Annotated in this window: 20 protein-coding genes; 13 read left to right on the top strand and 7 right to left on the bottom strand. The window is 76.0% G+C overall.

Going from position 1 to position 21,961, the window contains the following annotated elements; genetic code table 11:
* Positions 1-7 precede the first annotated feature (7 nt).
* The 4 genes from BLW63_RS24615 to folP all read left to right on the top strand — a co-directional run bounded on the left by BLW63_RS24615 (position 8) and on the right by folP (position 5,209).
* Positions 8-2,476, top strand: coding sequence for a GcvT family protein (locus BLW63_RS24615; RefSeq protein ID WP_091162109.1), 2,469 nt, complete (start codon positions 8-10; stop codon positions 2,474-2,476).
* A 300-nt stretch (positions 2,477-2,776) separates the two neighbouring features.
* Positions 2,777-3,397, top strand: a complete 621-nt coding sequence (locus BLW63_RS24610) for a cyclodeaminase/cyclohydrolase family protein (RefSeq protein ID WP_091162107.1) — start codon at positions 2,777-2,779, stop codon at positions 3,395-3,397.
* Positions 3,394-4,233, top strand: coding sequence for a bifunctional 5,10-methylenetetrahydrofolate dehydrogenase/5,10-methenyltetrahydrofolate cyclohydrolase (locus BLW63_RS24605; protein ID WP_091162105.1), 840 nt, complete (start codon positions 3,394-3,396; stop codon positions 4,231-4,233). The genes BLW63_RS24610 and BLW63_RS24605 overlap by 4 nt, the downstream gene beginning before the upstream one ends.
* Positions 4,234-4,336: 103 nt before the next feature.
* Positions 4,337-5,209 carry a dihydropteroate synthase gene (folP, locus tag BLW63_RS24600; protein WP_091162103.1) on the top strand — a complete coding sequence of 291 codons (873 nt, stop codon included), beginning with the start codon at positions 4,337-4,339 and terminating at the stop codon, positions 5,207-5,209.
* An 82-nt stretch (positions 5,210-5,291) separates the two neighbouring features.
* Here the strand turns inward: folP and BLW63_RS24595 are convergent, their stop codons facing one another.
* Positions 5,292-5,960, bottom strand: coding sequence for a GntR family transcriptional regulator (locus tag BLW63_RS24595; RefSeq protein ID WP_091162133.1), 669 nt, complete (start codon positions 5,958-5,960; stop codon positions 5,292-5,294).
* Positions 5,961-6,103: 143 nt separating this feature from the next.
* Between BLW63_RS24595 and BLW63_RS24590 the strand changes: the two genes are divergently transcribed.
* The 3 genes from BLW63_RS24590 to pabB all read left to right on the top strand — a co-directional run bounded on the left by BLW63_RS24590 (position 6,104) and on the right by pabB (position 10,333).
* Positions 6,104-7,477 carry an L-serine ammonia-lyase gene (locus BLW63_RS24590; protein WP_091162100.1) on the top strand — a complete coding sequence of 458 codons (1,374 nt, stop codon included), beginning with the start codon at positions 6,104-6,106 and terminating at the stop codon, positions 7,475-7,477.
* 10 nt (positions 7,478-7,487) lie between these two features.
* Positions 7,488-8,336: a formyltetrahydrofolate deformylase gene (gene purU / locus BLW63_RS24585; protein WP_091162098.1), complete on the top strand. Its 849-nt coding sequence runs from the start codon at positions 7,488-7,490 to the stop codon at positions 8,334-8,336.
* Positions 8,337-8,467: 131 nt separating this feature from the next.
* The gene (pabB, locus tag BLW63_RS24580) at positions 8,468-10,333 is read left to right on the top strand and encodes an aminodeoxychorismate synthase component I (RefSeq protein WP_091162096.1); all 1,866 of its coding nucleotides are present in this window, start codon (positions 8,468-8,470) and stop codon (positions 10,331-10,333) included.
* Between the two features lie 22 nt (positions 10,334-10,355).
* Here the strand turns inward: pabB and BLW63_RS24575 are convergent, their stop codons facing one another.
* The gene (locus BLW63_RS24575; protein WP_091162094.1) at positions 10,356-11,651 is read right to left on the bottom strand and encodes a glycosyltransferase family 4 protein; all 1,296 of its coding nucleotides are present in this window, start codon (positions 11,649-11,651) and stop codon (positions 10,356-10,358) included.
* Between the two features lie 28 nt (positions 11,652-11,679).
* Positions 11,680-12,714 carry a uroporphyrinogen decarboxylase family protein gene (locus BLW63_RS24570; protein ID WP_091162092.1) on the bottom strand — a complete coding sequence of 345 codons (1,035 nt, stop codon included), beginning with the start codon at positions 12,712-12,714 and terminating at the stop codon, positions 11,680-11,682.
* Between the two features lie 131 nt (positions 12,715-12,845).
* Between BLW63_RS24570 and BLW63_RS24565 the strand changes: the two genes are divergently transcribed.
* The 4 genes from BLW63_RS24565 (at position 12,846) to BLW63_RS24550 (ending at position 16,895) form a co-directional block, all read left to right on the top strand.
* Positions 12,846-15,143, top strand: coding sequence for a winged helix-turn-helix domain-containing protein (locus BLW63_RS24565; protein ID WP_091162091.1), 2,298 nt, complete (start codon positions 12,846-12,848; stop codon positions 15,141-15,143).
* Positions 15,144-15,234: 91 nt separating this feature from the next.
* Positions 15,235-16,179, top strand: a complete 945-nt coding sequence (locus BLW63_RS24560; protein WP_091162089.1) for an alpha/beta fold hydrolase — start codon at positions 15,235-15,237, stop codon at positions 16,177-16,179.
* Positions 16,176-16,469, top strand: coding sequence for a hypothetical protein (locus tag BLW63_RS24555; protein ID WP_091162087.1), 294 nt, complete (start codon positions 16,176-16,178; stop codon positions 16,467-16,469). Before BLW63_RS24560 ends, BLW63_RS24555 begins: the two co-directional genes overlap by 4 nt.
* Before the next feature lie 21 nt (positions 16,470-16,490).
* Positions 16,491-16,895, top strand: coding sequence for a CPBP family intramembrane glutamic endopeptidase (locus tag BLW63_RS24550; protein ID WP_170856958.1), 405 nt, complete (start codon positions 16,491-16,493; stop codon positions 16,893-16,895).
* Positions 16,896-17,055: 160 nt separating this feature from the next.
* On the opposite strand, the gene BLW63_RS28725 is transcribed toward BLW63_RS24550, so the two are convergent.
* From BLW63_RS28725 to BLW63_RS24530, 4 genes are all read right to left on the bottom strand, one after another.
* Positions 17,056-17,421: a CPBP family glutamic-type intramembrane protease gene (locus BLW63_RS28725; RefSeq protein WP_280140577.1), complete on the bottom strand. Its 366-nt coding sequence runs from the start codon at positions 17,419-17,421 to the stop codon at positions 17,056-17,058.
* Between the two features lie 100 nt (positions 17,422-17,521).
* A complete protein-coding gene (locus BLW63_RS24540; protein WP_170856957.1) occupies positions 17,522-18,793 on the bottom strand; it encodes an aminotransferase class V-fold PLP-dependent enzyme in 1,272 nt (423 codons plus the stop codon).
* Positions 18,794-19,313: 520 nt separating this feature from the next.
* On the bottom strand, positions 19,314-20,603 hold the full coding sequence (locus tag BLW63_RS24535; protein WP_244522789.1) for a diacylglycerol/lipid kinase family protein: 1,290 nt from the start codon (positions 20,601-20,603) through the stop codon (positions 19,314-19,316).
* Positions 20,604-20,788: 185 nt separating this feature from the next.
* Positions 20,789-21,271, bottom strand: a complete 483-nt coding sequence (locus BLW63_RS24530) for a death domain-containing protein (protein ID WP_091162073.1) — start codon at positions 21,269-21,271, stop codon at positions 20,789-20,791.
* A gap of 136 nt (positions 21,272-21,407) precedes the next feature.
* Between BLW63_RS24530 and BLW63_RS24525 the strand changes: the two genes are divergently transcribed.
* Both BLW63_RS24525 and BLW63_RS24520 read left to right on the top strand, forming a co-directional pair.
* A complete protein-coding gene (locus tag BLW63_RS24525; RefSeq protein ID WP_091162071.1) occupies positions 21,408-21,791 on the top strand; it encodes an ANTAR domain-containing response regulator in 384 nt (127 codons plus the stop codon).
* Positions 21,779-21,961, top strand: a 183-nt coding sequence (locus BLW63_RS24520) for a hypothetical protein (RefSeq protein WP_211517286.1), incomplete at its 3' end; no start/stop codon positions are given. The genes BLW63_RS24525 and BLW63_RS24520, both read left to right, overlap by 13 nt.

The raw sequence follows: 21,961 nt of genomic DNA, 5'->3' as shown, positions 1-21,961 counted from the left end.
CAGAGCAATGTCCACCACCCCTCGTGTGGTCGTCATCGGAGCGGGGATCGTCGGGGCCAACCTGGCCGACGAGCTGACCGCCCGTGGCTGGGACCGCGTCACCGTGGTCGACCAGGGGCCCCTCCCGCTGACGGGGGGCTCCACGTCGCACGCGCCGGGGCTGGTCTTCCAGACCAACGCCTCCAAGACCATGACGGCGTTCGCCAGCTACACCGTCGAGAAGCTCAAGAGCATCGACGTCGACGGCGCCTGGTGCTTCAACCAGGTCGGCGGCCTCGAGGTCGCCACCACGCCGGAGCGGCTCGCCGACCTGCACCGCAAGCAGGGCTGGGCCACCTCCTGGGGCGTCGAGTCGCAGGTGGTCGACGTGGACGAGTGCGTGCGGCTGCACCCGCTGGTCGACCGCGACCGCATCCTCGGCGGACTGCACATCCCCAGCGACGGTCTGGCCAAGGCCGCGCGCGCGGTCGTCGCGCTGGCCCGCCGTGCCGAGGCGAGGGGCGCCCGCTTCCAGGGCTCGACCCGGGTGACCGGCATCGAGCAGACCGGTGGCCGGGTGAGCGGCGTCCGGACCCCGGACGGCGTCATCCCCGCCGACGTCGTGGTCTCCTGCGCCGGCTTCTGGGGGCAGGAACTCGGCGCGATGGTCGGGATGGACGTGCCGCTGCTGCCGCTGGCTCACCAGTTCGTGTGGACCGGCCAGGTGCCCGACCTGGTCGGCCGCAACGACGAGCTGAGCGAGGCGAGCCTGCCGATCCTGCGCCACCAGGACCAGGACCTCTACTACCGGGAGCGCGCCGACCGCCTGGGCATCGGCTCGTACGCCCACCGGCCGATGCCGGTCGACCTGCGCGAGCTGCCGCAGGGGGACGGCGTGCGGGAGTCGTCGATGCCCTCGATGCTGCCCTTCACCGAGGAGGACTTCGCCCCGGCCTGGGAGCAGAGCCAGCTGCTGCTGCCCTCGCTGCGCACCTCGAAGATCGACAACGGCTTCAACGGCGTCTTCTCGTTCACCCCGGACGGCGGCCCGCTGATCGGGGAGTCGCGGGACGTGGCCGGCTTCTGGATCGCCGAGGCGGTCTGGGTGACCCACTCGGCCGGGGTCGGCCGGGCGGTGGCCCAGCTCCTCGTCGACGGGCGCAGCGAGATCGACCTGCACGGCTGCGACGTGCACCGCTTCGAGGACGTCCAGCTCGCGCCGGAGTACGTCAGCGAGACCTCCCAGCAGAACTTCGTCGAGATCTACGACGTGCTCCACCCGCTGCAGCCGCGGCTGTCCCCGCGCGACCTGCGGGTCAGCCCCTTCCACACCCGGCAGCAGGAGCTCGGCGCGGTCTTCCTCGAGGGCGCCGGCTGGGAGCGGCCGCACTGGTACGAGGCCAACGCGCACCTGTTGGACGAGCTGCCCACGGAGTGGGTGCCGCCGGAGCGCGACGCGTGGGCGGGGCAGTTCTGGTCGCCGGTCGCGGCGGCGGAGGCGTGGAAGACGCGCACCGCCGTGGCGATGTACGACATGACGCCGCTCAAGCGGCTCGAGGTCAGCGGCCCCGGCGCCCTGGCCCTCCTGCAGCGGCTGACGACCGGCGAGATGGACAAGTCCGTCGGGGCGGTGACCTACACGCTCGCCCTCGACGAGGCCGGCGGCGTCCGCAGCGACCTCACCGTCGCCCGGCTGGGCGAGCAGCTGTTCCAGGTCGGCGCCAACGGGCCCCTCGACTTCGACCTCCTGCTGCGCGAGGCGCCGGACGACGGCAGCGTGCAGGTCCGCGACGTCACCGGGGGCACCTGCTGCATCGGGCTGTGGGGTCCGCGCGCCCGCGACCTGGTGCAGCGGGTCAGCGCCGACGACTTCACCAACGACGGGCTGAAGTACTTCCGCGCCAAGCGGGCCCGGATCGGCGGAGTGCCGGTCACGGCGATGCGGCTGTCCTACGTCGGCGAGCTCGGCTGGGAGATCTACACCAGCGCGGACAACGGCCAGCGGTTGTGGGACGTGCTGTGGCGCGCCGGCCAGGACCTCGGCGTCGTCGCGGCGGGCCGGGCGGCCTTCAACAGCCTCCGGCTGGAGAAGGGCTACCGCGCCTGGGGCCACGACATGACCACCGAGCACGACCCCTACGAGGCCGGCCTCGGCTTCGCCGTCCGCAGGCAGAAGGAGGCCGACTTCGTGGGGCGGCAGGCCCTCGCGGGGAAGGGGGACGACACGGTGAGCCGCCGGCTGTCCTGCCTGACGATCGACGACGGCCGCAGTGTCGTCCTCGGCCACGAGCCGGTCTTCGTCGACGGCCGACCGGCCGGCTACGTGACCAGCGCGGCCTTCGGGCACACCGTCGGCCGGCCGATCGCCTACGCCTGGCTGCCGGCCTCGGCGACCGTCGGCACGGCCGTCGAGATCGAGTACTTCGGCACCCGCATCCCCGCCACCGTCGCCGCCGAGCCGCTCGTGGACCCGGGCATGACCCGGCTCCGCGGCTGAGTTAAGGACCCCCTGCCCCCCGCCACTCGCAGGCTCGCGGCGGGCCCCTGCAGGGGGCCGCCCCTTCCCCCCACGCCTCGTCGAAGGACCCCGTCCTCCCCACCCCTCGCACGCTCGGGGCGGGACCCGGGACGGGGCCGGCGGGCCCCTGAAGGGTGGCCGTTCCAGCCCGTCACCACGCTCGCGGCTGGCCCCTGCAGCGGGCCACCCGACCCCCTCCCGCCGGATCGGCGGGCGACCCCGACCACTGCCGGGGCCGCCCGCCGGCCCGCGACCGCCCCCACCCCCGGAGGACCCGTCATGCGCACCGACACCATCGAGACGTTCCTGGAGCAGCTCGCCGCCAGGGTGCCCGCCCCGGGAGGAGGGGCCACCGCTGCACTGCACGCGGCCCAGGCCGCCGCCCTGGTGGCGATGGTCGCCCGCTACAGCGACTCGGCGAAGTACGCCGACCACGCCGAGGAGATCGCCACCATCACGAGCACCACCGACCGGCTGCGCCAGAACGCGCTGGGTCTGGCCGAGGAGGACGCCGCGGCCTTCACCGCGGTCACCGCGGCCTACCGGCTCCCGAAGGTGACGCCCGACGAGGCCGCGGCCCGGTCCGAGGCCATCGCGACGTCCCTGGTCGCGGCGGCCCGGGTGCCGGCGGTTGTCGTCGCCGTCGCCGACCAGGTGCTGGGCCTGGCCGAGCAGCTGCTCCCGATCGGCAACCGCAACGTGGTCAGCGACGTCGCCGCCGCGGCCGAGGCGGCCCGGGCCGCGGCCACGACGGCCCGGGTCAACGTCGAGGTCAACCTCGCCGGCATCAAGGACCCGGCGACCTGGGGAGAGCTCGCCGCGGCCGTCGACACCGTCGACGACCTCGTGCTGCGCGCGGAGAAGGTCACCGCCGCCGTCCGGGACGGGCTGGTCCGATGACCGCGACGCTGAGCGGGACCGAGCTGGCCGCCGGCATCCGCGCCGAGGTCGCCGCCGCGGCCGCGGACCTGACCGCCGCCGGGACACCGCCCCATCTCGCCGTCGTCGTCGCGACGGCCGACGAGTCCAGCGCCTGGTACGTCCGCTCCATCGCCCGCGCCGCGCAGAGGACCGGCATCGCCTGCTCGGTCGTCGACCTCGGGGAGACGGCGACGCCGGAGCGGATCGGCGCCGAGCTGGCCGCGCTCAGCTCAGATCCTGCGGTGCACGGCGTCATCCTGCAGACCCCGCTCCCGGCCGGCGCCGTCTTCGAGGACCTGGCCGCGTCGATCGACCCCGCCAAGGACGTCGACGGCGCCAACCCGCTCACCCTGGGCCGGCTGGCCGCGGGCCTGCCCGCCTTCGCGCCGGCGACCGCCGAGGCCGTGCTCGTGCTCCTGGACTCCCACGGGATCCCCCTGTCCGGCGCGCACGCGGTCGTGGTCGGGCGCTCCACCGTCGTCGGCAAGCCCGCGGCGCACCTGCTGCTGCAGCGGGACGCGACCGTGACCGTCTGCCACAGCCGCACCAAGGACCTGGCCGCGGTCACCCGGACCGCGGACGTGCTCGTCGCCGCCGTCGGGCGGCCGGAGCTCGTCACCGCCGAGCACGTCGCCGAGGACGCGGTGGTCATCGACGTCGGGACCAACCCGACGCCCGACGGCGGGCTGGTCGGCGACGTCGACGCCGGCTCGGTCACCGGGCGCGCCGCCGGGCTGACCCCGGTCCCCGGCGGGGTCGGCCCGGTCACCACGGCCCTGCTCCTGCGGCACACGGTCACGTCCGCGCGCTGCTGAGGGAGGACCTCGTCCCCCTCACCGTGGATGGACCCCGTCCTCCTCGGGCGGCCGTGAACCCGCCGTCCCGCCTCCTCCCGACCCCGCGAGATCGGAGCACCCCATGACCGGCACGGTGTTGGCCGACCGCCCGCCCGTGGGCACGCGTACCCCGACGCACCCCCTCGGCCGGGTCCTCGGCGCGGGTCGGCCCCTGGTCTGCGGCATCCTCAACGTCACGCCCGATTCCTTCTCCGACGGCGGGCGCTTCGACGACGTGGACCGGGCCGTGGCGCACGGGTGCACCCTGGCCGCCGAGGGTGCCGACCTGATCGACGTCGGCGGGGAGTCGACCCGGCCCGGCTCGCGCCCGCCGACGCTCGCCGAAGAACTGGCGCGCGTCGTCCCGGTGGTCGAGGCCCTCGTGCAGCGGGTCCCCGTGCCGTTGTCCGTGGACACCTCGCGGCCCGAGGTCATGCGGGCAGCCGTGGCGGCCGGGGCGAGCATGGTCAACGACGTCCGGGCGCTGCGGTCGCCGGGCGCCCTGGCGGCCGCCGCGGAGCTGGGCGTGCCGGTGTGCCTGGTGCACATGCAGCGCTCGCCGGAGACCATGCAGGAGGACCCGCGCTACCGGGACGTCGTCGTGGAGGTGCGCACCTTCCTCGCCGAGCGGGTGCGTGCCTGCCTCGACGCCGGCATCCCGCAGGAGCACCTGGTGGTGGACCCGGGGTTCGGGTTCGGCAAGACGCCGGCCGACAACGTCACCCTGCTGGCCTCGCTCGACGGGCTGCGCAGCCTGGGGGTCCCGGTCATGGCCGGGCTGTCCCGGAAGTCGGTGCTCGGGCAGCTCACCGGACGGGCGGTGGGGGACCGGCTGCCCGCCTCCCTGGCCGCGGCGATCGTCGCCGTCCAGCGAGGTGCCGCGGTGCTGCGGGTGCACGACGTCGCGGCCACGAGGGACGTCCTGACGGTGCTGGACGCCGTCGGCCCGGTGTAGTCCGCCCGGTGCGGGGCCCGCCCCGTCCAGGAGCTCGCCGCGAGCCTGCGAGCGGTGAGGAGGACGGGGTCCTTCGACTTCTTCAGATCACCGAACGGATCGCCCGCTCGAACCCCAGGACGTGCTCACGGGCGAGGTCGTCGGCCTGCTCGGCGTCGCCGGTGGCGATCGCGCGGAGCAGCTCGACGTGCTCACCGACGTGCTCGTCCACCGTGGGCAGCCGGTCGAGGAACAGGCAGAAGATCCGCGTCGCCAGGTTGTCGTAGCGGATCAGCACGTCCTCCAGGTGGGGGTTGCCGGCCGCCCGGTAGATGGCCCGGTGCACGGCGAGGTCCCAGCGCATCAGCTCGGTCCGGTCGATCCGGGTGACGTCGAGGTGCTGGATGCGCGAGGCCAGGTCCTCGAGCTCGGCGTGCGCCGCGCGGACGGCCCGTTCGGCGGCACGACGGGCCGCCAACGGCTCGAGCTGGGCGCGGATGTCGGAGATGTGCGCCAGGTCGGAGATGTCCATCCCGGTCGCGAAGGTCCCTCGCCGCGGGTAGGACACCACGAGCCGGTCGCCCTCCAGGCGCTTCAACGCCTCCCGGACCGGGGTCCGGCCGACGCCGAGGTCCATGGCCAGCTCGTCGTCGTCGATCGGGTCGCCCGGCCGGATGTCGAGCATGATCAGCCGGTCCCGGATCGCGAGGTAGGCCTTGTCCGCCAGGGACGCGGCAGCAGACGAGTCGAGGTCCAGGGGCTCAGCGCTCACGACCAGATCGTAGAGGTTGGCGGCCAACAGGTCTTGCCTCTTCAGAGGGATCGACATACCTTCACAGTACATCTGATATACCAACTGTGTACCTAGGTCCCCAGTCGGTGCGTCAGGACATCGGCGGGGAGAGGGAGGTACGAGTGACCATCAGCGCCTTCGACCTGTTCAAGGTGGGGATCGGCCCGTCCAGTTCGCACACCGTCGGCCCGATGCGCGCGGCCTGCGCCTTCGTGTCGCGGCTCCGCGACGAGGGGCGGCTCGGCCGGGTCGCCGGGGTGCGCTGCGAGCTGTTCGGCTCGCTGGGGGCGACCGGGCACGGGCACGGCAGCGTCAAGGCGGTCGTCCTCGGCCTCGAGGGGGAGCAGCCCGATCTGGTCGACCCAGTGGCGGCCGGCCCGCGGGTCGACGCCGTCCGTCACGAGGGCAAGCTGGCCCTGGCCGGCGAGCACCCCATCCCCTTCTCCGTGGACGACGACGTGGTGCTGCACCGGCGCAAGCGGCTGGACTTCCACAGCAACGGCATGCGCTTCCGGGCCCTGGACGCCGAGGGCGCCGAGGTCGACCGGCGCGAGTACTACTCGGTGGGCGGCGGGTTCGTCCTCGACGAGGACGACGCCGGCAACCCGGCCATCGTCGAGGACGCCACGCCCGTCCGGTACCCGTTCCGCACCGGCGAGGAGCTGCTGGCCCGGACGCGGGAGACCGGCCTGCGGATCAGCGACGTGATGCTGGCCAACGAGCTGGCCTGGCGCAGCGAGGCGGAGGTCCGCGCCGGGCTGCTGCACACCTGGTCGGTGATGCAGGAGTGCGTCGAGCGCGGCACCCGGACCACCGGCGTCCTGCCCGGGGGGCTCAAGGTCCGCCGGCGCGCCGCGGCGCTGCGCGCCCAGCTCGAGGAGCACCCGGACGAGACCGACCCGCTCCGCGCGATGGAGTGGGTCACGCTCTACGCCCTGGCCGTGAACGAGGAGAACGCGGCCGGCGGGCGGGTGGTCACCGCGCCGACGAACGGCGCCGCCGGCATCGTGCCGGCCGTCCTGCACTACTACCGCGACTTCGTCGAGTCCTACTCCGAGGACGGGGTGGTGCGCTTCCTGCTCACCGCCGCAGCGGTCGGGCTGCTGTTCAAGGAGAACGCCTCCATCTCCGGCGCGGAGGTCGGCTGCCAGGGCGAGGTCGGCTCGGCCTGCTCCATGGCCGCCGCCGGCCTCGCCGAGGTCATCGGGGGCAGCCCCGAGCAGGTGGAGAACGCCGCGGAGATCGGCATCGAGCACAACCTCGGGCTCACCTGCGACCCGGTCGGCGGGCTGGTGCAGATCCCCTGCATCGAGCGCAACGCCGTCGGCTCGGTCAAGGCCATCACCGCGGCCCGCATGGCCGTCCGCGGCGACGGCCGGCACCACGTCCCGCTGGACAAGGCGATCAAGACCATGCGCGAGACCGGTGCGGACATGAAGGACAAGTACAAGGAGACCGCCCGTGGCGGGCTGGCGCTCAACATCGTCGAGTGCTGAGGAGGCACCCGTGTCCCACCCGTTCACCCTCACACTCAGCTGCAAGGAGCGTCCGGGCATCGTGCACGCGGTCAGCTCGTTCCTGTTCCGGCACGGCTGCGACATCGTCGAGCACCAGCAGTTCGACGACGCCCTCCGCGGTCAGCTGTTCCTGCGCACCGCCTTCGTCTGCACCGAGGACACCGACTGCGAGCGCCTCTCGGCGGACTTCCGGGCGGTGGCCGACGAGTTCGGCATGAGCTACCAGGTCAACGGCGACCGGCCGCTGCGGGTGGTGGTCATGGTGTCGAAGCTCGGTCACTGCCTCAACGACCTGGTCTTCCGCTGGCGCGCCGGCAGCCTCGGCGCCGAGCTCGTCGCCGTGGTGTCCAACCACGAGGACCTGCGCCCCATGGCGGAGGCGGCCGGTCTGCCGTTCGTCCACGTGCCCGTGACCCCGGCCACCAAGGGGCAGGCCGAGGAGCGGCTGCTCGAGCTGGTCGACGAGTACCGGGCCGACCTGGTCGTGCTGGCCCGCTACATGCAGATCCTCTCCGACGAGACGTGCGCCGCCCTGTACGGCCGGGCGATCAACATCCACCACTCGTTCCTGCCGGGGTTCAAGGGCGCCAAGCCCTACCACCAGGCCTTCGACCGCGGCGTGAAGCTGGTCGGCGCGACGGCCCACTACGTCACGCCCGACCTCGACGAGGGCCCGATCATCGAGCAGGAGGTCATCCGCATCGACCACACCTACGACCCCCGGGCACTCGCCACCGTCGGGCAGGACGCCGAGGCGCTCGCGCTGTCCCGGGCGGTGCGCTGGCACAGCGAGCAGCGGGTGCTGCTCAACGGCCAGAGCACGGTCGTCTTCCGCTGACCCGCTGAGGGTCTGGTGGGGACCGGGACGGCGGGCCTGCTGGTGCACGCGGCCGCGCTGGACCGCGTCCACCGGTGCGCCTCCACCCCGGCCGAGCTGCTCGCCGCCGTCCACGGTGCGACGGTGCCGCGGTGACCTGGGCCCGCTTCGACGACCTCCGGACGGGGACGGCGCTGGGGTGTGCCGCTCCCGACCGGATCCTGGTGGCCGAGCGACCCAACGAGGTCGTCGGCGTGCTGGCCGAGGTCGAGCGGGCCACGGACGCCGGCCGGTGGGCGTTCGGCTACGTCGCCTACGAGGCCGCCGCCGGACTGGACCCGGACCTCGCGGTGCACCCGGCTCCGCCGATGGGGATGCCGCTGGCGTGGTTCGGCATCTGCGCCGAGCCGGTCCCGGTGCCGCCACTGGACGCGGCCGGGCCGGGTGCACCGGACGACGGCGAGGCGCCCGGCAACGCCGAGTGGCACCCCACGTGGACGGTGGTGGGACACGCGGACGGCGTCGCCCGGATCCGGGAGCGGATCGCCGCCGGGGACACGTTCCAGTGCAACCTCACCGTGCGCATGGCCGGGCGCGTGGCCGGGGACCCGTTCGCCGTGTACCGCGACCTGGTGCTGGGCCAGCGCGGCGCCCACAACGCCTACCTCGACCTGGGCCGCTTCGTCGTGGCCAGTGCCAGCCCCGAGCTGTTCTTCGAGCGCCGCGGGGACCAGGTGCTGCTCCGCCCGATGAAGGGGACGGCACGGCGGGGACGGCACCGGGACGAGGACCGGCGCCTGGCGGCCGAGCTCCGGTCCAGCGAGAAGGAGCGGGCCGAGAACGTCATGGTCGTCGACCTGATGCGCAACGACGTCGCCCGGGTCGCCGAGATCGGCAGCGTCGAGGTGCCGGCGCTGTTCGCCGTCGAGCCCTACGAGACGGTGCTCCAGCTGACCTCCGACGTCACCGCGCGGCTGCGGCCCGGCACCGGCCTGGTGGAGCTGTTCCGGGCGCTGTTCCCCTGCGGCTCGGTCACGGGCGCCCCCAAGGCGAGCTCGATGGCGGTCATCCGCTCGGTCGAGGACGAGCCCCGCGGGGTCTACTGCGGGGCCATCGGTCTGATCGGGCCGCCGGATGCGCCGGTCCGGGCCCGCTTCAGCGTGGCGATCCGCACCGCGGTGGTCGACACGGCCACGGGGGAGGCGGTGTACGGCACCGGGGGCGGCATCACCTGGGGCTCGCAGGCGGCGGCCGAGCACGACGAGGTGCTCGTAAAGGCCGCCGTCCTCCGCGCCCGCCCCCGGGAGTTCGAACTGCTGGAGACGATGCGGCACGAGCCGGGGCGCGGCCTGCGCAACCGGGACCGCCACCTGCAGCGCCTGGCGGCGTCCGCCGAGCACCTCGGGTTCCGGTTCGACCCGGGCGCCGCGCGGGAGCTGCTGGGCTCCCGGGTGGCCGGCTGCCCGACGGCACGGGTGCGGCTCCGGCTGCGGCGCGACGGCACGCTCACCGTCGACGTCGCGGCGCTCCCGGCGCCCCCGCCCGGCCCGGTCCGGCTCGCGGTCGACGACGAGCCGGTCGACCCGCAGGAGCGCTGGCTGTACCACAAGACGACCGTGCGGGCGCCGTACGACCGGCGCCGCGAGCGGCGGCCCGACGTCGACGACGTGGTCATGGTCAACACCCGCGGGGAGCTCACCGAGGTCACCCGGGCCACCCTGGCGCTGCAGCTCGACGGGGCGTGGTGGACGCCGCCCCTGGAGTCGGGGTGCCTCCCCGGCGTCGAGCGGGCGCGGCTGCTCGAGACCGGCCGGCTGGCCGAGCGGGTGCTCACCGTGGCCGACCTCGAGCGGGCGGAGCGGGTGGCGGTGGTCAGCTCGCTGCGGGGGTGGCGCGCCGCGGAGCTGAGCGCTGTGCTCCGAGGACCGGTGCGCACCCGAGATCGGACCGGGCCGGCACGGACCGCTCCCGGCGTGGGGAGTCCGGTGGCGACCGCACAAGTCGGAGAGGGCGGCTGAGTCCCCGAGCTGCCGCAGCACGTCACGTCGACGGCATCCGCCGCCCGGCCCCCGGGCCGTCGTCTCCCGCCCCTGCGGCGAGCTCGCGGATGCGGCCGGCCACGTGGTCCCAGCTCCACAGCCGGACGGCCGCCCTGCGGGCTCCCGAGGAGAGCGCTCGCCAGGACCCGGTTTCCAGGTCCAGCAGCTCGCGCAGGCGGGTGCGGAGGTCCTCGGCGTCCCCGCTGGTGAACGACGCCAGGTGCCGCAGGTGCGGCGGGTACTCGCCCTCCAGGCCGGCCGCGACCTCGGCCAGACCGGAGTGCCGCGCGACCAGCGGGGGCGAACCGCAGGCCGCGGCCTCCGCGGCCACCATGCCGAACGCCTCCGGGAAGACCGACGGGACGACGCTGACGTCCGCCAGCGGCCACAGCTGTGCCAGGTGGCGGTGCTGCAGCGGGCCGGTGAACAGGACGTCCGGGCCGGCCAGAGCCGTCAGCTCGGCGCGCGCGGGGCCGGAGCCGACCACCACCGCCCGGGCGTCCAGTCCGTGCAGGGCCTCCAGCAGCAGCGAGACACCCTTCTCGGCGCTGAGGCCGCCCACGTAGAGCACCGTTCTGCGGGCACCGCTCAGGAACTCCGCCAGCCGCTCGGCGTTGCCCGCGTCGGGCAACCGCTCGTCGTGCCCCCCGGCCGGATGAGCCGGATCCCGCCGGCACTCCTCGACGAGCGCGGTGAGTGCGGCGGCCCGCTCGCGGGGACGCAGCGTGTCGACGTCCACGCCCGGGGGGACGACGGCGACCCGCTCGGGGTCCACGCCCACGAGCTCGCCGAGGACACCGGACACGTGGCGGGACCCGGCCAGGACGACGGCCGCGCCGGGGAGGGTCTCCCGGGCCCAGGCGCACAGCTCGGCGTCCCCCCGCATGGCGAACTCCAGTTCCGACCCGTGCGCCTTGACGACGTACCGCAGCCCGGACGCCGCCCCCACCGGAGCGCCGAGCAGCACGTGGTTGACCAGCAGGAGGTCCGCGGGACCCTGCGCCCGCACGGCCGCCGCGTTCGCCGCCACGAACGCCTCCCGAGCGTCGCGGCTCATCTCCGTCAACAACCTCGGCTGCACGTCCTCGTACGGTCCCATGGCGAAGACCGGGAGCGTCCCGGGCAGGCTCGGCCGGACGACCGCGGCGCCGCCGAGGTCGTAGCGCTCGGGGTGCGGTTCCTGACAGAGGACCACGACCTCGTGGCCCGTCCGGCTCCACGCGCGGGCGAGCTCCCGGGTGTAGACGTTCGAGCCGCTGCCCTCGAGGAGATAGCCGTGCCAGATCAGGATGCGCATCGGAGGTCCTCCACGGGGGGCCTCGGGACTAGAGCTCGGCGCGCAGCACGGCGGCCGCGGCGGCGAGGGCGCGCATCTTGCCTGCCGCGGAGGCCCGCGGGAGGTACTTCAGGCCGCAGTCGCTGGAGAGCACGAGCCGGTCGACATCGACGGCGTCCCGTGCGCGCCGCACCCGGTCGGCGATCGTCTCCGGCGTCTCGACGTCCGGGGTGGACAGGTCGAGGACGCCGAGGGCGATCCCCTTGCCCCGCAGCGGCCGCAGGCTCGCGGGGTCGAGGCGGGACTGCGCGGTCTCGACCGAGATCGTGTCGGCCGGCACGTCCGCGAGCTCGGGCAGGAACGAGTAGCCGTCCGGGCGGTCGGCGACCATGGCGGCGTAGCCGAAGCAGAGGTGCACGTGCACCGGCCCGGCGGCGTCCGCCACGGCACGCGTCAGTGCCTCGGCGCCGTAGCGGCGGGCCACGTCGGGGCGGGCCTGCAGCCACGGCTCGTCGAGCTGGACGATGTCGGCACCCGCGGCGAACAGGTCGGCGATCTCCTCACGGACGACGTCGGCGAACGCCAGCGCCAGGGCGCGGTCGTCGGGGTAGTGGTCGTTCTGCGCCTGCTGGGCCATCGTGAACGGCCCGGGGACGGTCATCTTGACGGCGCGGCCGGTGTGCTCGCGGAGGAAGCGGACGTCGCGGGCCTGGACCGGCCCCGGTCGGCGGATCTCCCCGGTCACCCGCGGCACGGGGATCTCGACGCCGGAGCGGTTGCGCACGGTCCCGGGCCGATCGAGGTCCAGCCCGTCGAGCGCCGTCGCGAAGTGGTTGGAGTAGGACTCGCGACGGATCTCACCGTCGGTCAGGACGTCCAGCCCCGCCAGCTCCTGGGCGGAGATGGCGGCGAGCGTGGCGTCGTCCTGGGCCTCCTGCAGGAACTCCGGCGGGATGCGCCACAGCTCGCGCGCCCGGATCCGTGGCGGGAACTGGTGCCCGAGTCGATCCCGGTCGATGAGCCAGTCGGGCTGGGGGAGGCTGCCGACGATCATCGTGGGCAGCGGCGGGAGCGAGAGGGGCATCGTGTCCTCCTGTCGGGTGCGGGGGATCCTCCACCGCACCCGGGCCGGCGCGCACGGCGTGGACGGCGCGCGCCCGCGCCGGTACACCTCCGAGGGAGGGGCGGCGGGCGCCGGCCCGGGGAGGAGCGGTCGTGTCGGGGCCGACGGGCGCGGGCGGTCCGCTGCTGGCCGGGAAGCTCACCGTGCCGCCGGCACCCGCCTCGCTGGTCCTGCGCCCCCGCCTGCTGCACCGGCTCGACGCCGTCCGCACCACACCGGTGACCGCGGTCGTGGCCGGCGCCGGGTGGGGCAAGTCGACGCTGCTCGCCGCCTGGGCCCGGCACGCCGGGGTGCCGGTCGCCTGGATCACCCTGGAGCGCAGCGAGGACGACCCGGCGCGGTTCTGGACGTATGTGGCCACCGCGCTGGCCGGCCCCGCCCCCGACGTCGCGGGCCGGGCCCTCCGCGCGCTGTCCGTCCCGTCGGTCGACCCCCTCGAGGTCGCCGTCCCCGAGCTCCTCAACGGCTTCGCCGCCCGGAACGAACCCACCGTGCTGGTCTTCGACGACCTGCACGAGGTCACCGACCCCCGGGTGGTCGAGGGGCTGGAGTTCCTCCTGGACCACCTGCCCCCCGCGCTGCGCGTGGTGCTCGCCGGCCGCACGGAGCCCCCGGTCGGCCTCGCCCGGCTGCGGGCCCGCGGCCGGCTGACCGAGCTGGTCACCGCGGACCTCCGCTTCACCGCCGGGGAGGCCCGCGCGCTGCTGACCTCGGTGGCCGGCGCGGGTGAGGACGCCGGCCCGGAGCCGGCCGCGGTCGCCGGGCTGCTCGTCCGCACCGAGGGGTGGGCGGCCGGGCTCGTCCTCGGCGCACTCTCGCTGCGCGACCGGGCGCACGGCCGGGCGGCGCCGCCCGGCCCGCCCGGCCTGCGGCACGCCGTGGACTACCTGCTCGCCGAGGTGCTCGCGGGCCAGCCACCGGACCGGCGGAAGCTGCTGCTGCGCTGCGCCCCGCTCGACCGGCTGTGCGGCCCGCTGTGCGACGCGGTCCTCGACCGCGCCGGCTCCGGCGCGGTCCTGGCCGGCCTGGAGCGGGACGGCGTCTTCGTCACCGCGGTGGACGCCGACGGGCGCTGGTACCGCGTGCACCCGCTGTTCCGGGCGGCCCTGCGGCGCGAGCTGGCCGACCCGGCGGGCGTCGCCGAGGTGCGCCACCGGGCCGCGGCGTGGTTCTGGGAGCAGGGCCTGGTCGAGGAGGCGATCCGCACCCGACTCGACGCCGGCGACAGTGCCGGGGCCGCCGACTGGCTGCTGCAGAGCACCGGGACGTTCCTCGCCACGGCACGCGTCGGCGTGTTCGCCGAACTCGGCAACCGGCTCGACCCGGCCGCGGTCGCGGACTCGGTGCCGCTGCTGCTGTCCCTCGCCTGGGCCGCCGGGGTCACCGGCCGGCTGGACCGGGTGCCCGGGCTGCTCGACCGGGCCGCCGAGCGGGTCCGGGCGGGCCGGCCCGGCCCCGGCTATCCCGGCTTCACCGACCCCGCGGGGGCGATCGCCGCACTGCGCGCGGTCTACGGGACGGCGGCCGAGGAGTCGCCGGCGGTCGCGCTGGAGGCCGCGCACGAGGCGGTGGTGGCCGAGACCGATCCCGGGCTGCCCGGCTGGGTCGTCGCCCGGGTGGCCCTCGGCGGCACGATGCTCGGTGTGGGCCGGTGGGAGGAGGCCCTGGCCCAGCTCGACGCCGCGTGGCGGGCCCCGGCTGCGGCCACCCTGCCGGTCTTCTCCCGCTTGGAGGTGGCCGGGCTCCTCGCCTGGTGCCTGGTGCAGCCCGGCGACGACGAGGCCGACCCCGAGCGGGACGCCCGCGCCGAGCGGCTGCTGCGGTCGACCGGGGACGACGCCGCGGCCCTGGAGGCGCAGCTGGGAGACGCCGCCGCCGCCGCGCTGGCGCTGCTGCACGCCACGGCAGGGGTGCTCGACCGGCGCGCGGGCCGACTGGGGTCCGCCCGCGCCCGTTCGGACCGTGCCGCCGACCTGGTCGGTGTCCAGGCGCACCCGGCGGTCGCCGTGCTGGTGCTCGTCAGCGCGGCGGAGACGGCACTCGCGGCCGGTGACCCGACGGCCGCGCTGGGGCTCCTCGACCGGGCCCACGAGGCGCGGCTGGGCGCGCCGCCCTCCCCGGTCCTCGACCGGGAGGTCGCCGCCGTGACGGCGCGGGCCGGCCGGCGGGCCGCCGCGCGGGTGCGACCGGCGCTGCCCGAACCGCTGACCGAGCGGGAGCTCTCGGTCCTCCGGGCGCTTCGCGGACCGCTCACCCAGCGGGAGGTGGGCGCCGCGCTGCACCTGTCGGTCAACACGGTGAAGAGCTACACGAGGAGCCTCTACCGCAAGCTGGACGTCGGGTCGCGGCGCGAGGCCGTCGAGCGCGGGCGCGCACTCGGGCTCTGCTGAGCCCCACCCGGGGTGGTCCGGCGGGTGGAGTGGTGCGCGACCACCCCGGGGGGCGGGAGCGTCCGGGGCACCCGACCCCGAGGAGCCTCCCGTGTCCCTCCCTCCCGCCGTCACCAGCCCCGCGACGCCCGTGGCGTGGCCGCCCGGCGCCGTCGCCACGACCACCGACCTCGACGGCCCCGTCCGCTTCCTGGACCTGGGCGGCCCGGCCGGCGCGCCGGTCGCGCTGTGCGTGCACGGCCTGGGCGGCTCGGCCCTCACCTGGGGACTGCTCGCCCCCTTCCTCGCGGGCACCCACCGGGTCCTCGCCGTCGACCTGTTCGGCCACGGCGGCAGCGGGGTGCCCGCCGGGCCCCGGCCGGACGCGGTTCCCGCCGACCGCCGGCTCCTCGACCGGTTCGTCCGCGAGGTCGTCGGGGAGCCGGTGGTGCTGCTCGGCCACTCCATGGGCGGCGTCCTGACCGTCCTGCAGGCGGCCGCGGCCCCGGAGACGGTCCGCCGGCTGGTGCTGCTCAGCCCGCCGGTGCCGGGCACGGCCGGCCGGCTGGACCCGGCCATCGCGGCGAAGCTGGCGTTCCTCCGGTTGCCCGGCGTGGCCGGCCGGGTCGCCCGGCAGCTGGCCGCCCTGACCCCCGAGCAGGTGGTCGACCGGCAGCTGCGCCAGGCGACGCGGCACCTGCACCGGATCCCCGCCGAGGGCATTGCGGCCGCCGTCGCCGAGACCCGCGACCGGGCCGCCCGTCCCGACGCCGCCGCCGGCCGGGCCGAGCAGTGGGCGGCCCTCTTGGGCACCATGGCCCTGCTCGCCCGGCCGCGGGCCTGGCGGCGGACGCTCGCCGGCGTCACCGCCCCGACGCTCTGGCTGCACGGCGCCGACGACCCGCTCTCGGCGGCCGACCGGGCCCGTGCGCTCGCCGCGACCCGGCCGGACTGGACGTTCGAGGTGCGCCCGGGCGTCGGGCACCTGCTCGCCCTGGAGGACCCGGCCTGGACCGCCGAGCGCGTCCTCGCGGCCGACGCACGGGGCTCCCGGTGACCGGGACCGTCGTCCGGGAACGCGCGACGCTCCCCGCCTTCCTGCTGCTCGCCTTCGGGTTCACCTGGGCGGTGTGGGTGCCGCGGGCGCTGGAGTCGGCCGGGGTGCTCGACAGCCGGTGGGCGTCCGGCCTGGGCGCCGGGTGGGCGTACGGCCCGGCGGTCGCCGCCGTCCTGACCGCCGCGTGGGCCGGCCGTCCGGCCCTGCGGGAGCTGGGCGCCCGGCTGACCCGGTGGCGGGTCGGCGTCCGCTGGTGGGCCGTGGTGCTCGCCGGACCCGCCGTCCTGTGAGCGGCCACCGCGGGGCTGCACGTGCTCCTCGGCGGCCGCGCCGCCGAGGTCCGGCCGCAGGCGGTCGAGGCGGGGCCGGCAGGCCTGGTCCTCCTGTTCCTCGTGCTGGCCCTGACCGACGGTCTCGGCGAGGAGCTGGGCTGGCGCGGGTTCGCGCTACCGCGGCTGCTGCGGCGCCGGGGGCCGGTCGGAGCCAGCCTGCTGCTGGGCGTCGTCTGGGCGGTCTGGCACGCCCCGCTGTCCTGGACGAGCGGGGCGGTCCTGGAGGGGACGCCGGTCTGGCTGCTGCTCGTCCAGCTGCCGGCCTGCGCCGTCGGCTACACCTGGGTGTTCCTGCACACCGGCGGCTCGGTGCTGCCGGCGGTCGCTCTGCACAGCGCGCTCGGCCTGTTCGGCGTCCCGCTGCCCCTGACCGACGGCGACTAGCGCCCTACCTGCTGTTCGTCGGGCTGCAGGTCGCCGCCGCGGCCGGGCTCGTGGTCGCCGGCGGGCTCCGGCGGCCGCTCCCGGACGGCGCTCCCGGGTCTCCGGCCGGCTGGGGGCGGGCACGGCCGGCCCGGCATCGCGCCGGGCCGGTGTGGCGCGGTCAGCCGGCCAGGACGGCGATCCAGGCGAAGACGACGAGGTCGACGGCGAAGTGGAGGACGAACGGCCAGCCCAGTCCCCTGGTCGCGACCATCGCCCCGCCCAGCAGGAGCGCCAGGAGGCCGGACGAGAGCACGCCGGCGAACCCGTCGGGGACCGAGCCGGAGTAGTGGGCCAGCCCGAACCAGAGCGAGGTCATCAGGACGGCCTGCCGCGGGCCCAACGACGCCGACCAGGGTGGCCAGGGGGCCGGACCGGTAGACCACCTCCTCGCCGAGCGCGGTGAGACGCCGCACAGCCGACGACCAGCGGCAGCGCGGGGACGAGCCGCACCAGCGCGGCCGGCTCCAGACCTGCCTGCAGCCACGTCGCCGTCGCCAGGACGGCGATGAGGACGGCGGCAGCGACAGGCCCCGGGACTGCCCAGCTCACCCCGCGGGACCCCCGGGGTGGTCCCGCGGGTCGGGTCAGGCCGGTGTCCGGGGAGCCGGGACGACGGGCACCACGGAGCCGTCGCGTCCCTGCCGGTACAGGCGAGCCCGTACCGGGGTGGCGGTGATGGTCCGCAGCGCCTCGCCCAGCGCCGCGACGTCCGCCAGCGAGGTCGTGGCGTTGCAGCTCACCCGGACCGCTCCGGGCAGCCGGTCGTGCCGGCCGGCCCGCGCGTCCTCGTGGAACCGCCGCACCTCCACCGGCCCGAGGCCGAGCAGCCGGGTCAGGTAGGGGTGCGCGCAGAAGCACCCGTTGCGCACCCCCATGCCGTGCTCCTGGGCGAGCCGGGCCGCGACGAGGCCGTGCGGCACCCCGTCGAGGACGAAGGCGGCCACGGGCAGCCGGTCCCCGGACACCGCTCCCAGGCGGCGGAGACCGGGGACGGCGGCCAGCTCGCCGTCCAGGGCCCGGACGAGCGCCTCCTCGTGCCGGAGCCGGTCCACCCAGCCGCGGTCGCGCAGGTCGTCCGCGGCGGCCGCGAGCGCGACGGCGCCGACCACGTTGGGTGAGCCGGCGTCGTCCCGGTCGGGGGGATCGGCCCAGACGACGTCGTCGAACGACACCGCCCGCACCGTCCCGCCGCCGACCAGGAACGGCTCGCCGTGCGCGAGCAACCGGCGGGGCACGACGAGGGCTCCCGCGCCGAACGGCGCGTGCATCTTGTGCCCCGAGAACGCCAGCACGTCGATCCCGAGCGCGGCCATGTCCACCGGCCGGTGCGGCACCAGCTGCGCGCCGTCCACCACGACCAGCACGCCCCGCTCGTGGGCCGCCGCCGCGATCGAGCGCAGGTCGGGCACCCATCCGGTCACGTTGGACGCGCCGGTCACCGCGAGCGCGCGCGGTGCCGGCCGCTGGTCGAGCGCCGCCTCCACCGCGGCGACGTCGAAGGTGCCGCGCCGGTCGACGTCGACGACCCGCAGCCGGGCCGCGCGCCGCCACGGCAGCAGGTTGGAGTGGTGCTCGACCGCGGTGGTCACGACGACGTCGTCGCGGGTGAGGCCGAGCCGGAAGGCGAGCAGGTTGAGCGCCTCGGTGGTGTTCCGGGGGAACAGCGCCACGTGCGTCGCCGGGTCGGCGCCCACGAACCGGGTCGTCGTCTCCTGCGCCTGCTCGTACCGGGCGGTGGAGTGCTGCGACTTGGCCCCGGCGCCCCGGTGGACGCTCGAGTACCACGGCAGGAAGTCCTGCACGGCACGGAGGACGGCCTCGGACGCCGGCGTGGTGGCCGCGGTGTCGAGGTCCACGTACCGGCGCGGCTCTCCTGCGACGGGGATTCTCAGGTGGTCACCGACGAGGCGACCACCCGGTGAGGACGGCGCCGCGTTCCGAACAGTTGTCATCGCCAGGCTCCAGTCCGATCCCGGCCCGGACGGCCGGCGTCCACTCAGGGCCGTTCCTCGACCCGTGTCCGCCCGGCCACCCCGGCGCGGTTCCGGCGGGGCCCCTCGAGTGCCAGGTCGGCGACCTCCCGGCCGCCCGTCGCGAGACGTCGGCGGCCCGGGAGGCCCCGCGCTCGGGAACGTCCGGCGACGCGGCTCGCCCCGGTCGGTCCCGGCGATCGCGTGTCCAGTGTGGTGCGGGGGGTGTCACCGGTGCGTCACCGCCGGGGGCCGACCGGGAGGAACGGTGTCGCGACGTCGGCGAGCTCGCCGACCGGGTCGTCGAGCAGGGCGTCGTGGACGGGACCACCGACCGACCCGCGCGCCTGATCGCACGTTCCGTTCCCGGCCGACGGATGCGGGGTACGTCGGTCCCTGGCGCCGCTCAGCGGGCCTGCTGCCGCACGGCCGGCGGCACCCGGGACGGGCGCTGCCGGGGGTCGCCTCCTCCGGCGATGCGCGCGAGGGCCCGGAGGGCCGCCAGCGCGCCCACGGGCTCGATCGCCGACGGCGAGGCGCCGGGATGGTGGACGGCGATGCGGACCCGCAGCGCGGCCGGCCGCACGCGGAAGACCACCGGCGCGTCCAGCACGGCGGCCTCCCCGTCGATGCCCACCGGCACCGGCGGTGTGGCCTCGACGCGGAACTCGTGGACCACCCACTGGCGCCAGGGGCGCCGTCGGTGCCGCGCGCTGCCGTCGGAGGGATCGACCACCGTCACCCCCAACAGGCCCTGGTCGACGGCCGGACGGGTGCCGGCGCCGGCGGCCCCGCCCAGCCGGTACTGGTTGTTCCCCACCAGGATCACCGCCGCCCCCTGCATGGTGCGTCCACCCGGGGTGGTCCAGGTCAGGTCCCGCGAACCGCCGCGCGCACCCAGCGAACCGGGCACCGCGTCGAGCAGGGTCCGCACTTTCGCCGCGCGGTACCCCTCCCGCTGGACGGCGTGCGCGTACACACCCAGCGAGACGTTGTTGACGAAGACCCGGCCGTTGACCTCGGCGAGGTCGACGACCCGCTCGCTGCCGTCGACGAGGGCGTCGAGCGCCCCCACCACGTCGGACCGGTCCACGCCGAGGTCGACGGCGAAGTGGTTGCGCGTCCCCGCGGGGATGCACGCGTAGGGGAGGCCGGCGTCGGCGGCCACGGCGGCCACCACGGCCTGCGACCCGTCACCGCCGGCCATGCCCACGGCGTCGGCACCCGCCGCCACGGCGCTCCGCACCAGCGCCGCCAGATCCTCACCCGGCCGCAGCTCCACCACGTCGATGCCGCGGTCCCGGGCCGCCTGGGCCAGTCCCGCCCGCACCGCGCGGCCGTTCCCCGACCGGGGGTTGACGACGACGACCGGTCTCCGGGGGCGCTCGGCCGGAGGCAGCACGACGTCCGGCCGGAAGGCCGACCGGGCCGCCGCGTGCCAGACCAGGGCGCCGAGGCCCAGCAGGAGGAGGGTGCGCAGGTACCCCTCGTCGATGAGCAGGAGGACGCCGCCGGTCAGGGCCGCACCGGCACCGGCGAGCCCCGCGACCCGTCCCCAGCCGCGGCGGAGCACCCCCTCCCACACGCCCGCGGCGACGAGCGCGCCGCACACGAGCAGGAACAGGCCGCGGGGGAAGTCGTCCACCGCCGCCGCGAGGCTGAGCACCGTCACCCAGACCGCGGCCGCTAGTGCCACGGCGGCGGTGGCGCGACGCCGGCGCCTCTGGCGTCGTCGCACCCGGGCAGGGGCGTCCCGTCCACTGGAGGCCCGACGGTGCTCGGGACCGGACATCGATGGCCCCCTCTCCGTCCGGGCAGGCCCGAGGTGAAGTCAGTGTCCTCCGCCGACCGGACGGGTGCGGCGGTGCGGGCAGCGCCGCGTCAGAGCCCGCACTCGTCGCTGAGGTAGGCGTCCACGTTGGTGCTCGCCGTGGTCAGGTCGCCCTCGGCCTGGTCGAGTGCCTCGATCGAGTCGAGGTCGGTGAGGGAGTCGACGCCGGCGAAGGCGTCGGCCATCCGGTCCAGGCCGGCCGCCATCGCCTCCCAGTCGGACCTGATGGCGTCCGGTGCGTCGATGCCGCGCAGCTCGGTGGCGATCTGACGGAACGCGTCGGTGACCGACGGGTCGTCGCCCTCGAGGTCGGACAGGGCCGCGTCGACCCGCTGGTCGATCCCGGCGGCCTGGGCGCAGAAGTCGGCCGCACCCTCCGATGCCGTCGTCCCCTCCTCGCTCTGCCCCGTCGCGGGCGGCGTCGTCGCGGAGTCGGCCTCGGAGCCCCCGCCGCCGCACGCGGTCAGCAGGACGACGGCGGCCGCGCCGGCCACTCCGACGCGGATCGGGGCCAGGTGCACGGTGCGGGTCATGACTGCCTCCGGGAACGGTGGGACCGACCCACCCGAGAGTCCGCCGGGAGGCCCTCCCGGACCAGCGGGCTGACCCCGGGACGGGCACGGGGCTGACCCCGTGGCAGGGGCCGGGCGGCGCTGCCAGGCTCGGTCCGTGGCACCGCGGGTGGTGATCGTCGACGACCACGCCCCCTTCCGGTCGCTGGCCCGACGGCTGCTCGTGGCGGGCGGCTTCCAGGTGGTGGGCGAGGCGGCTGACGGCGCCGGCGCCCTCGCCGCGGTCCGCGACCTGGCGCCGGACGTGGTCCTCCTCGACGTCCAGCTGCCGGACCTGGACGGGTTCGCCGTGGCCGAGGCGCTCGCCGGGGAGCCGGCCGCGCCCGTCGTCGTGCTGGTCTCCAGCCGGGCACTGCTGGACTACGGCCACCGGGTCGAGGCCAGCACGGCGCGCGGCTTCATCGCCAAGGCGGAGCTCAGCGGCGAGACACTGCTGGACGTGATCGACGGACCAGGACGGCCGGTCCCGTGCAGCGGCTGAGGCCGCGCAGCCGCGCGGTGGTGGCTGCGGCCGGGGCGACCGCCGGTCTGGCCGCGGCCGGCGCACTGGTGTGGGGTGGCTACCGGGTGCCCGCCGACCTGCTGGCACCGACGCTCGTGCTGGACCTCGCCGTCGGCTGGTCCTTCATCGGGGTGGGCCTGGTGGCCTGG

The sequence above is a fragment of the Geodermatophilus africanus genome, assembly GCF_900107105.1.
In the GTDB taxonomy this organism is placed as follows: domain Bacteria; phylum Actinomycetota; class Actinomycetes; order Mycobacteriales; family Geodermatophilaceae; genus Geodermatophilus; species Geodermatophilus africanus.
Note: the sequence above shows the minus strand (reverse complement) of the source record. Positions and strands in the feature narration are given on the sequence as shown.

Bases quoted from the DNA above. Each gene is read 5' to 3' on its own strand.
- BLW63_RS24605 (WP_091162105.1), top strand. From the start codon at position 3,394: ATGACCGCGACGCTGAGCGGGACCGAGCTGGCCGCCGGCATCCGCGCC.
- BLW63_RS24575 (WP_091162094.1), bottom strand. From the start codon at position 11,651: ATGCGCATCCTGATCTGGCACGGCTATCTCCTCGAGGGCAGCGGCTCG.
- BLW63_RS24570 (WP_091162092.1), bottom strand. From the start codon at position 12,714: ATGCCCCTCTCGCTCCCGCCGCTGCCCACGATGATCGTCGGCAGCCTC.
- folP (WP_091162103.1), top strand. From the start codon at position 4,337: ATGACCGGCACGGTGTTGGCCGACCGCCCGCCCGTGGGCACGCGTACC.
- BLW63_RS24610 (WP_091162107.1), top strand. From the start codon at position 2,777: ATGCGCACCGACACCATCGAGACGTTCCTGGAGCAGCTCGCCGCCAGG.
- BLW63_RS24530 (WP_091162073.1), bottom strand. From the start codon at position 21,271: ATGACCCGCACCGTGCACCTGGCCCCGATCCGCGTCGGAGTGGCCGGC.
- BLW63_RS24615 (WP_091162109.1), top strand. From the start codon at position 8: ATGTCCACCACCCCTCGTGTGGTCGTCATCGGAGCGGGGATCGTCGGG.